This is a genomic window from Actinomadura darangshiensis (assembly GCF_004349235.1).
In the GTDB taxonomy this organism is placed as follows: Bacteria; Actinomycetota; Actinomycetes; order Streptosporangiales; family Streptosporangiaceae; genus Spirillospora; species Spirillospora darangshiensis.
Genome location: NZ_SMKY01000022.1, coordinates 48857 through 57696, shown reverse-complemented (window position 1 = coordinate 57696; position 8840 = coordinate 48857). Strand labels below are relative to the sequence as shown.

Here is an 8840-nt window from a genome sequence, read left to right as displayed (position 1 = left end):
GGGCTTCTCCTTGTGGTCGTCGCGGGTGAGGAGGTAGCCGACAGGGACGGCCGCCAAGGCGAGGGCGGCGCCGCCGGTGGCGAGGAGGGCGCGGCGCGAGAACTCCGGGAACGGCGGGACGGCGTCCGGTATGACCGGTTCGGTGGTGGCAGGCGCTTGGGCGGCGGGTGCTCGGCCGGCCAGCGCGGCGAGCGTGGCCGCGGCGGCCTTGGCGGTGGGACGTCGCCCGGGGTCGCGGCGCAGCAGGTCGCGAAGGACCGGCGCCAGCCGCCGAGCCCGCTGGACGGGGGCGGGCTCACCCCGCGAGATGGCCAGAAGCAGCGCCGCCATGCTGCCGCCGCTGAAGGCGGGACGGCCCTCGACGGCGGCGTACAGGGTCGCGCCCAGGGACCACATGTCGGACGCGGCGGTGGCTTCCCGGTCGTTGACCTGCTCGGGGGACAGATAGGCGGGGGTGCCCAGCAACGCACCGGTGGCGGTGAGCGTGGTCTCTCCCGGCACGACCGCGAGCCCGAAGTCGGACACCACGACCCGCTCGCCCTCCAGCAGGATGTTGGCGGGCTTGATGTCGCGGTGCACGATCCCCGCCTCGTGCGCGACGGCCAGCGCCTCGGCGATCTGCGCACCGATCCGGGCGGCCTCCGCCTCGTCCAGGGGGCCGCCGTCGCTGAGGAGGTCGGCGAGTGAGCGGCCCCGCACCAGCTCCATGACGATCCAGGGCAGGCCGTCCTCGTCGTGGAACTGGTCATGGACGGTGATGACGCCGGGGTGCTTGAGCATCCCGACCGACCGCGCCTCCCGCTCCATGCGCGCCACCAGCTGATCGCGCAGCCCGGCGTCCAGGCTCAGGGGGAGCTTGAGCTGCTTGAGCGCCACGTCCCGGCGCATCCGCTCATCATGCGCGCGCCAGACGGCGCCCATCCCGCCCTCGCCCAGCACCTCCACCAGCCGATACCGGCCCATCACGACTTTTCCCGCGTCTCCCGCCACAGCGGCACGATAACGCGATCAGCCGGGAAGCGGCCGAGGGGCACCCTAGGCTCGTGAAAGTGCGAATTGAGCTGATCACGATCGTCGTGGACGACTACGACCAGGCCATCGAGCACTTCACCGCGGCCCTGGGGTTCGACCTGGTCGAAGACTCGCCCTCGCTTACCAACGATGGCCGTCCCAAACGGTGGGTCGTCGTCCGGCCGCCGGGCGCTCAGACCGGAATCCTGCTCGCCCGCGCGGACGGCCAACGCCAAGCCGGCGCCGTCGGGAACCAGGTCGCCGGCCGGGTGGGGCTCGTACGCACGCATGACGACCGCGGGCGTCGAGTTCGTCACCCCGCCTCGCACCGAGCCCTACGGGCGGCTCGCCGTGTTCCTCGACATCGCCGGCAACCGGTGGGACCTCCTCGGCCCGGCCCCTCGCTGATCAGCCGATCACGACACGGTTGCGCTTGCGGTGGGTGCCCTCCGCGGCCGTCCCCTCCGGGACGCCCTCGGGTGCGAGGCGCACCTCGATCCGCCCGTTCTCCACCCGGGTCTCGTAGCAGGGCTGCGGGGTGCTGGCCGGGCCGCGCCTGATGCCGCCGTCGGAGAAGCGGAACGTGCTGCCGTGCCACGGGCAGGTGACGCAACCGTCCTCGAACGTCCCGTCGCCCAGCGGGCCGCCCATGTGGCTGCACGTCGCGGCCAGCGCGTACACCCGCCCGTCGATCTTGTGGAGCAGGACCTGCACGCCGCCCGCGTCCGCGGTGCGGTGCGCGCCCTCGGGCAGGTCGTCCGCGCCCAGCACCGGGGTCCACTCGTCCGGTCCCTCCTGCCAGGCGGTGCGGTTGACGTTGACGCCCTTGGTGAACGACAGGTGCCCGCCGAGGTAGGCGCTCATGCCCAGCAGCCCGAAGCCGGCGAACCCCAGCGCCTTGCCCTTGCCCCGGTCGCCTCGGGCACGCGCGGCGATCGACGCCATGTACAGCGACAGCGCCACGGTGTTGGCCGCGGCGTGGACCAACCCGACCCGCCTGTCGCCCTCCAGCGTGTCGGACCAGTCGTTCAGGCCGGTGAGCGCGGTGGGCACGGCCGACACCACCCCGGCCTTCACCAGGAGATCGGACGCCGGCTCGGCCTCGCAGCCGCCCACGGCGTCCAGCAGCGCGGCCATGCTCCACGCGCCGACCGTCACGTCCGTGAGCGCCGGGTGCAGCGGGTGCCCGAGGTTCGTCCCGCTGAGCATGTTGCGGACCAGACGCGGCCGCACCGCCCGCTGAACCGCCTTGCTCAACGGCTTCGCGGCCTTGTCGAGCGCCTCGGCCCGCTCCAGCCGACGCGCCATCCTCTGCAACATGTTCATTTCCTGCCTCCCCCAGCCGACCACGGATATCGCTAATCCGCCCCCTTCCCCTCACCTGCCCTCAAAACCCTGCCTGGGTCATTGCAGGGTGAGGGGGTTTTCGGAGGTCACGTGGGTCAGCTTTTCGGGGTTGCGGACGTAGTAGAGGCCGGTGATGCGACCCGCCTCGACGCGGACGGCCATGATGCCGTCGAGTTCGCCGTCCAGGCGCAGGAGGAGGCCGGGCCGGCCGTTGACCACCGTGTGGTCGGTGGTGAGGGTGCTCTCGGCCTTGCCGATGCCGCCGAGGATGAAGCGGACCACCTTCTCGGCGCCGGCGATCGGGCGCAGCGCGGCCTGCTTGACGCCGCCGCCGTCGCTCAGCAGGACGGTGTCGGGCGCGAGGACGTCCAGGAGACCTTGCAGGTCACCGGTGTCGAGCGCGTGCTGGAACGACTCCAGGACCGCGCGGGTCTCGCGCGGGGACACCGCCTCGCGGGGGCGGCGGGCGTCGACGTGCCGGCGGGCGCGGTAGGCGATCTGCCGGACGGCCGCGGTGCTCTTGCCGACCGCGTCGGCGATCTCGTCGTAGCCGAGGTCGAAGGCCTCGCGCAGCACGAAGACGGCGCGCTCGGTGGGCGAGAGCGTCTCCAGGACGAGCATCAGCGCCATCGACATGCTCTCGGCGAGCTCGACGTCCTCGGCCACGTCCGGGGAGGTCAGCAGCGGTTCGGGCAGCCACGGGCCGACATAGGACTCCTTGCGGCGCGACATCGTGCGCAGCCGGTTCAGCGCCTGCCGGGTCGCGACCCGGACGAGGTAGGCGCGCTGGTCGCGCACCTGCTCCAGGTCGACCCTGACCCACCGCAGCCAGGTCTCCTGCAGGACGTCCTCAGCGTCGGCCGCCGAGCCGAGCATCTCGTACACGACGGTGAAGAGCAGGTTGCGGTGGGCGACGAAGGCTTCGGTCGCCGGGTCGGTGGCGTTGTCGCTCATGGTTCGGTCCCCCCTTCCATCACACCACGGCCGGTCATTTCGAGCCGGGGAGCGATCCGCCGATGCCGCTGCGGGCGCTGAACCTGGCGCCGCGGACGACGCCCGCCTTGGTCATGGCCGCGGGACGGCCGCCGAAATACTGCCGGCGGGGCCGGTCGTCCCGGTGGACGAGCTGGATCACGCCGTCGTGCCTGCCGAGGCTGATGCACGTGGAGACGTAGTCCACCGAGTACGGCTTGGGCGCGGCACCCTTCGCCAGGCGGGCGAGGTTGTCGGCGGCGTGCCCGCCCTGCGGTTCCGCCGTCTGGCAGGACATGCGGGAACCGGGGATGGCGGCGCAGTCGCCGACGGCGATGATGCGCGGGTCGGTCACGCTGCGCAGGTACTCGTCGACGATGACGCGGCCCCGCTCGTCGACCTTCAGGCCGCTCCGCGCCGCCAGGTCGGGGACGCCGCCGATGACGGCCCACAGGGTGAGGTCCGAGTTGAGTTGCTCGCCCGATCGCAGTTGCACCGTGCCCGTGTCTGCCTCGGCCACCGCGTTCTCCACGATCGACACCTTCAGCCGCTCCAAGCCGTCACGCACCCGGCGGCGGGCGCCGTCCGAGAGGGTGGCCGCGAGGTTCTGCCCCACGAGCCGCACCCCCAGGTCGGGACGGGCGTAGGCGACCTCGGCGGCGGTCTCGATGCCCGTCGGCCCGGCGCCGACGACGGTCACCGTGCCGCCGGCGGGCAGCCCCGCCAGTGCGGCGCGGGCCTGCTCCGCCCCCTCCCACGTCCCGATCGGGACGGTCCCCGGCAGCGGCGAGAGCGTGCTGCCGACGGCCAGGATCAGGTGGTCGAAGTCGAGGGACTCGCCGCCTTCGAGCACCACGGTGCCGTCGCCGATCTTCTCCACGGCCGCCTGCCGCGCCGCGATGCCGTCCCGCAGCATCTCGGTGAGCGGGGTCGCCGCCCGTCCCGTCCCGGCCAGCTGCTGGTGCAGCCGCACCCGCTCGACGAAGTCGGGACGCGGATTGACCACCGTGATCTCCGCGTCCGGCACCTTCTTCGCCAGCCGGTTCGCCGCGAGCGTCCCGGCGTATCCCGCACCCGCCACTACGACCTTCATGTCCGTCTCCTCTGTCAGGTTGGATCTGCACAGAAGACACCGGGGGCGGCGGGCTCATAACAGCGGCGCGAGAGACCCGCACCACATCCGCGTCGTCAGAGATCGCCGCGGGGACCGCTCTCCAGGCCGGCCGTCTCCGCGAACGCCTCCAACTGCTCCAGGTAGTGGGCGAGCGACTCGTGCCGGACCGTCAGGTTGAGCTGGGTGGCGCCCGCCTCCGCGGCCGTGGCGATGATCTCGTGGACCCGGCCGGGGTCGCCGACCGGGTCCAGGCGCTCGCCCGGCGTGAGGAGGACGTCGAAGCCCTCGGGAAGATCGTGGCGGTCGAGCATCCGCCGCATCAGCTCCGGGGTGGGCCCGCGGAACGACTGCGGCGCCGGGGCCCAGCCGTCGCCGAGCGTGACCGCGCGGCGCAGGGCGCGCTCGCTGTGCCCGCCGATCCACATCGGCACCCGCGATTGGACGGCGTGCGGATCGACCACCATGTCGCGGAACGCGTAGTACGGCCCCTCGTACGACACCACCCGGCCGGACAGGGCCGCCCGCAGCGCCCTGAGGGCATCGTCGGCCCGCGGCCCGCGGTCGGCGAACGGGACGCCGAGCATGTCGAACTCCTCCTTCAGGTTCCCGACCCCGAACCCGAGGACCAGCCGCCCGCCGCTCAGGTGGTCGAGCGTCCCGTACCGCTTGGCGATCTCCAGCGGGTGGTAGAAGGGCAGCACCAGCACGTACGGCAGGAACCGGAGCCGGCGCGTCCGCCCGGCGAGGAAGGAGAACGTCGCCAGCGGGTCGTAGAAGCGCTCCCCGCGCGGCAGGCCCGGCGGGACGGCCACATGGTCCCCGCAGGTCATGAACTCGAACCCGAGCCGGTCGGCGGTCTGCGCCACCCGGACGAGCTCGGCCGTCCCGGCCCCGGCCTCCCACGCCGGACGGTTTCCGGCCAGCGCCACGATCGGCGAGCTGATACCTGCTTTCACGCGTCCCCCTCCGTTCCCCGCAGCCGCCGCTGGAGCCGGACCAGCGGGTCGTCGCCGTCCCTGCTGCCGGACGGGCCCGCGGCCTCCTTGGGCATCAGCCGGCCGGCGTCGGACCTGGTCCACTCCCGGACGGCCCACCGCTCGGCGATCGCCCACCGGCCGTCCCGCCAGGCCATGTGGTCGACGAACCGCACGCCGCTGGTGAAGTTGGCCCGCGGGTCGTCGGCGGGCTCGCCCCAGTGGACCGAGGTCCCGTACGTCTCGCTGACGGCGGTGTCGCCGAGCAGCTCGACCAGATGGTTGGCGGCGATGTGCATCGTCCCGCCGCGCCTGGCGCGCAGCTTCGGCTCGACCCAGGCGATGTACTCGTCCAGCGTTCCGTCGAAGCCGGTGTGGTGGTCGACGGCGTCCGGATGGTACGCCGACCGGACGAGGGCGAAGTCCAGCCGGTCGATCCCGCGGCAGTACCGCAGGACGACGTCGTGGATCTGGCGGCGGTCGGACCACTCGGTCCGCTGAACGTCCATGGTCGCGAGCGTGCTGCAACCGGCATCCGACCACCGCCCGGTTCCCGCTGTGCGGGACGGCTCACCCGGCGGGGGCCGGGGGACGGGCACCGCAGAGCGCGGTCTGGACGGCGGCCTCCACGTCGTCGTCCTGCGCGTCCGGGCCGCCCGGGTCGAGGTTCACCATGACCGTCGCCTGCCTGCCGTCGGACGTCGCGCCGCTCACCGTCTGGTACCCCAGGATGTCGCCGCCGTGCCCCCAGTAGACGCCGCCGCAAGGCAGCGGCCTGCTCTCCAGGCCGAGGCCGTACGCGCGGCCGTCCGGGTTGCCGGTCGGCCGGGTCCGCATCATCTGCCGCAGCTGGGCCGGACGCAGCAGCCGGCCGCGGACCAGCGCGTCCAGGAACCGGTTGTGGTCGGTGCCGCTGGAGATCATCCCGCCGGCCGGACCCGCGGACGAGGGGTTGAACGCGGTGAGGTCCATGAGCGGGGCGTCCTCCCCCGGCCGGACGTACCCGCGCGGGTGCGGCCCGGGGATCTCCGGCGAGTCGCCCGGCACGAACGTCTCGCGGAGGTGCAGCGGCCTGATGATGCGGCGGCGGATCTCGTCGTTGTAGGTGCGGCCGGTCACCTTCTCGATGATCATTCCGGCGAGCAGGTAGCCGGTGTTGGTGTACTTCCAGCCCTCGCCGGGCTCGAAGGTCGGCGGGTGCGCGAGCGCGATGCCGACCAGCTCGCGGGCGTCGTGGTGGGCCAGCGGGTCCTTCAGCATCTCCTGCGGGCTGAGGTAGTCGAGGACGTCGGGCAGGCCGCTGGTGTGCTGGAGCAGCTGCCGGACGGTGATCTTCCGCCCGTCGTTGCCGTGCCCGCGGACGACGCCGGGCAGGTACCGCTCCACCGGCGCGTCCAGGTCGACGCGATGCTCCCCCACCAGCTGGAGCATGACCGTCGCCGTGTACGACTTGGTCATGCTTCCGATCCGGAACCGGCTGTCGCCCCGCATCGGCGCGCCGGTCTTCACGTCGGCGACTCCGCTGGTCAGCACCGTGCTGCCGCGCCGGTCCCGGTACTCGACGAGCGCCCCGGGCGCGCCGTCCTCCGTGGTCAGCCGGTGCAGAATGCCGCGCAGCCGGGCCTGGCTCGCGGCGGCGTCGGTGGACCCGGCGGCCGTGGCGGCGGCGTGCGGCCGGCGGTCGGCCGCCAGCGCCCCCGCCGTGACACCGGCCGCCACGGCCAGCGTGAGTGCGCCCCCCAGCGCACGCCTATACTTGATCACGTGTGGCTCCCTTCAATCGCGACCGCGGGAGCCATCACGTTAGGGATCGCGCTTCTCACCAGGCGTCACGCACGAGAGCCACACCTCATCTCGTACCGGAGACGGAGCGCCGACCGGCTCCCGCCACTACCCGGCCAGCGCCGGTGCTGCCGCGCTCATCGTTGGACCCGCCACGGCACCGGAGCGCCCGGCCGTCGTCCGCCGGCATGGGGCCGGCCACCCGAAATGGTCGGTGTCTGAGCGTTGTCCGGGCGATGAGTTTTGGGGGGCCGGGCGGTCGGTATCGGTGCTGGGTCGATCGGACAGTGAGGATGGGATGATGCTCGATCTCTTCGCCGGTATCGCCGTCAGCGACTACTCGGCCGCGTTGCCCTGGTACGTGCGGTTCTTCGGGGCGGAGCCGTCGTTTCTGCCGAACGACATCGAGGCGGTGTGGGAGGTCGCCGAGCATCGGTACGTCTACATCGTCCAGGATCCTGAGCGGGCGGGGCACGCTCTGGTGCTGTCGTTCGTGGACGACCTCGACGAACGGGTCGCAGCGATCTCCGAGCGGGGCATCGAGCCCGCAAAGCGCGAGGACTACGGCAACGGGGTGACCAAGGTGACCTACAAGGACGCGGAAGGCAACGAGATCGGCTTCGGCGGCGGGCCCGGCTGACGCAAATCGATCGTCGGCACCACCCGATGGACGCGATTGCGGTGGAATGGCGTCATGACGGTTGATCAAGGGGCCGGCTGGGCCGGCATCGGGCATGGTGACTTCGCCGATCTGGCGGCGTTCCGGCGGCGGTTGGAAGGTGGGGCCGACCCGCTCGCAGAGCTTTGGGGGTACTCGACGCCGCTGCACGCGGCTGCGCAGGAGGGGTCGCCGGGGCTGGTGCGCGAACTGGCCGCCCGTGCCGGTGACGTCGACGCCCTCTGCCAGGGGCGTAGTGCCCTGTGGAACGCCGTCTACCACCACCGTGACGACAATGCTCTGGTGCTTGCCGAACTGGGCGCGGACCCTTGGCGGTCGATGATGAACGGCTGGTCACCGGGGCGGCTCAGCCTGGCTGGTCCATTTGAGGAGCTGTTCGAGGTTCCCGACGGGCAGAAGCTCACGGAGGAAGAGGAGGCGCTGGCCGATTCGGGGGCGGATCTGGCCGAGGTGTTCTCCGAGATCGTCTACGACGGGTTCTCGGTGGCTTGCGTGGCCGGGTTGACGGCCGTCGAGGTGCTACAGCGTCTGAGCGTAAGTGAGGTCCTGGTCGAGGACGACGCCCCCTGGCATGACCTGGACATCTGCGATGACCTGGACGTCGTCGGCGTCACCGGCGTGCCCGGCGGCTGTGTGATCACCCAGCCATGGGGGTACCGGGCCACGCGCCTGGTGGCGCCCGTCACCGCGGGGACGTTCGGGTACGGCATGTACGCCAACCCCAAGAGCGGCAACCAGGGCTGCATCGCCGAGGACGGGCACGAGGTCGCGAGGGATCTGCACCCCGGCTTCGATCCCGACTCCGACTCCAGCGGCCGCGACGTGCTGGCCGCCTTCGCCTCGGACGGCAACGCGCTCGTCCACTGCCTGGTCTACGCGGGGCTGCACCCCGAGTCCGTCGACTGCCTGGAACGTCCCGACGCGTGGGTACGGCTGGACACCGCCCGCGAGTGATGCGCGG

General features: G+C 72.3%; 9 protein-coding genes and 1 pseudogene. 3 read left to right on the top strand and 7 right to left on the bottom strand.

The features are described 5' to 3' along the window. A partial coding sequence (locus E1293_RS07660; RefSeq protein ID WP_132195304.1) for a serine/threonine-protein kinase occupies window positions 1-990 on the bottom strand: 990 nt, incomplete at its 3' end. 53 nt (window positions 991-1043) lie between these two features. Between E1293_RS07660 and E1293_RS49295 the strand changes: the two are divergent. Then, window positions 1044-1226, top strand: a pseudogene (locus tag E1293_RS49295) (VOC family protein); the annotation flags it as partial. Window positions 1227-1419: 193 nt separating this feature from the next. Here E1293_RS49295 and E1293_RS07650 read toward each other — a convergent pair. The 6 genes from E1293_RS07650 to E1293_RS07625 all read right to left on the bottom strand — a co-directional run bounded on the left by E1293_RS07650 (window position 1420) and on the right by E1293_RS07625 (window position 7182). Then, the gene (locus E1293_RS07650; protein WP_207938721.1) at window positions 1420-2319 is read right to left on the bottom strand and encodes a Rieske (2Fe-2S) protein; all 900 of its coding nucleotides are present in this window, start codon (window positions 2317-2319) and stop codon (window positions 1420-1422) included. A gap of 96 nt (window positions 2320-2415) precedes the next feature. Next, on the bottom strand, window positions 2416-3312 hold the full coding sequence (locus E1293_RS07645) for an RNA polymerase sigma-70 factor (protein ID WP_132195300.1): 897 nt from the start codon (window positions 3310-3312) through the stop codon (window positions 2416-2418). A 34-nt stretch (window positions 3313-3346) separates the two neighbouring features. Then, window positions 3347-4423, bottom strand: coding sequence for an NAD(P)/FAD-dependent oxidoreductase (locus E1293_RS07640; protein ID WP_132195298.1), 1077 nt, complete (start codon window positions 4421-4423; stop codon window positions 3347-3349). A gap of 95 nt (window positions 4424-4518) precedes the next feature. Beyond that, window positions 4519-5400, bottom strand: coding sequence for an LLM class F420-dependent oxidoreductase (locus E1293_RS07635; RefSeq protein WP_132195296.1), 882 nt, complete (start codon window positions 5398-5400; stop codon window positions 4519-4521). Then, window positions 5397-5927 (bottom strand): nuclear transport factor 2 family protein, encoded by a 531-nt coding sequence (locus tag E1293_RS07630; RefSeq protein ID WP_132195294.1) that lies wholly within the window; start codon window positions 5925-5927, stop codon window positions 5397-5399. Before E1293_RS07630 ends, E1293_RS07635 begins: the two co-directional genes overlap by 4 nt. Before the next feature lie 61 nt (window positions 5928-5988). Beyond that, window positions 5989-7182, bottom strand: a complete 1194-nt coding sequence (locus E1293_RS07625) for a serine hydrolase domain-containing protein (protein ID WP_132195292.1) — start codon at window positions 7180-7182, stop codon at window positions 5989-5991. 316 nt (window positions 7183-7498) lie between these two features. Here E1293_RS07625 and E1293_RS07620 point away from each other — a divergent pair, with 316 nt between their 5' ends. Beyond that, window positions 7499-7840, top strand: coding sequence for a VOC family protein (locus E1293_RS07620; RefSeq protein ID WP_132195290.1), 342 nt, complete (start codon window positions 7499-7501; stop codon window positions 7838-7840). 54 nt (window positions 7841-7894) lie between these two features. Further along, window positions 7895-8833 (top strand): ankyrin repeat domain-containing protein, encoded by a 939-nt coding sequence (locus E1293_RS07615; protein WP_132195288.1) that lies wholly within the window; start codon window positions 7895-7897, stop codon window positions 8831-8833. Window positions 8834-8840: the final 7 nt, after the last annotated feature.

Coding starts and splice junctions, on each gene's coding strand:
- E1293_RS07645 (WP_132195300.1), bottom strand. CDS start 3,312: ATGAGCGACAACGCCACCGACCCGGCGACCGAAGCCTTCGTCGCCCAC.
- E1293_RS07615 (WP_132195288.1), top strand. CDS start 7,895: ATGACGGTTGATCAAGGGGCCGGCTGGGCCGGCATCGGGCATGGTGAC.
- E1293_RS07620 (WP_132195290.1), top strand. CDS start 7,499: ATGATGCTCGATCTCTTCGCCGGTATCGCCGTCAGCGACTACTCGGCC.
- E1293_RS07630 (WP_132195294.1), bottom strand. CDS start 5,927: ATGGACGTTCAGCGGACCGAGTGGTCCGACCGCCGCCAGATCCACGAC.
- E1293_RS07650 (WP_207938721.1), bottom strand. CDS start 2,319: ATGGCGCGTCGGCTGGAGCGGGCCGAGGCGCTCGACAAGGCCGCGAAG.
- E1293_RS07640 (WP_132195298.1), bottom strand. CDS start 4,423: ATGAAGGTCGTAGTGGCGGGTGCGGGATACGCCGGGACGCTCGCGGCG.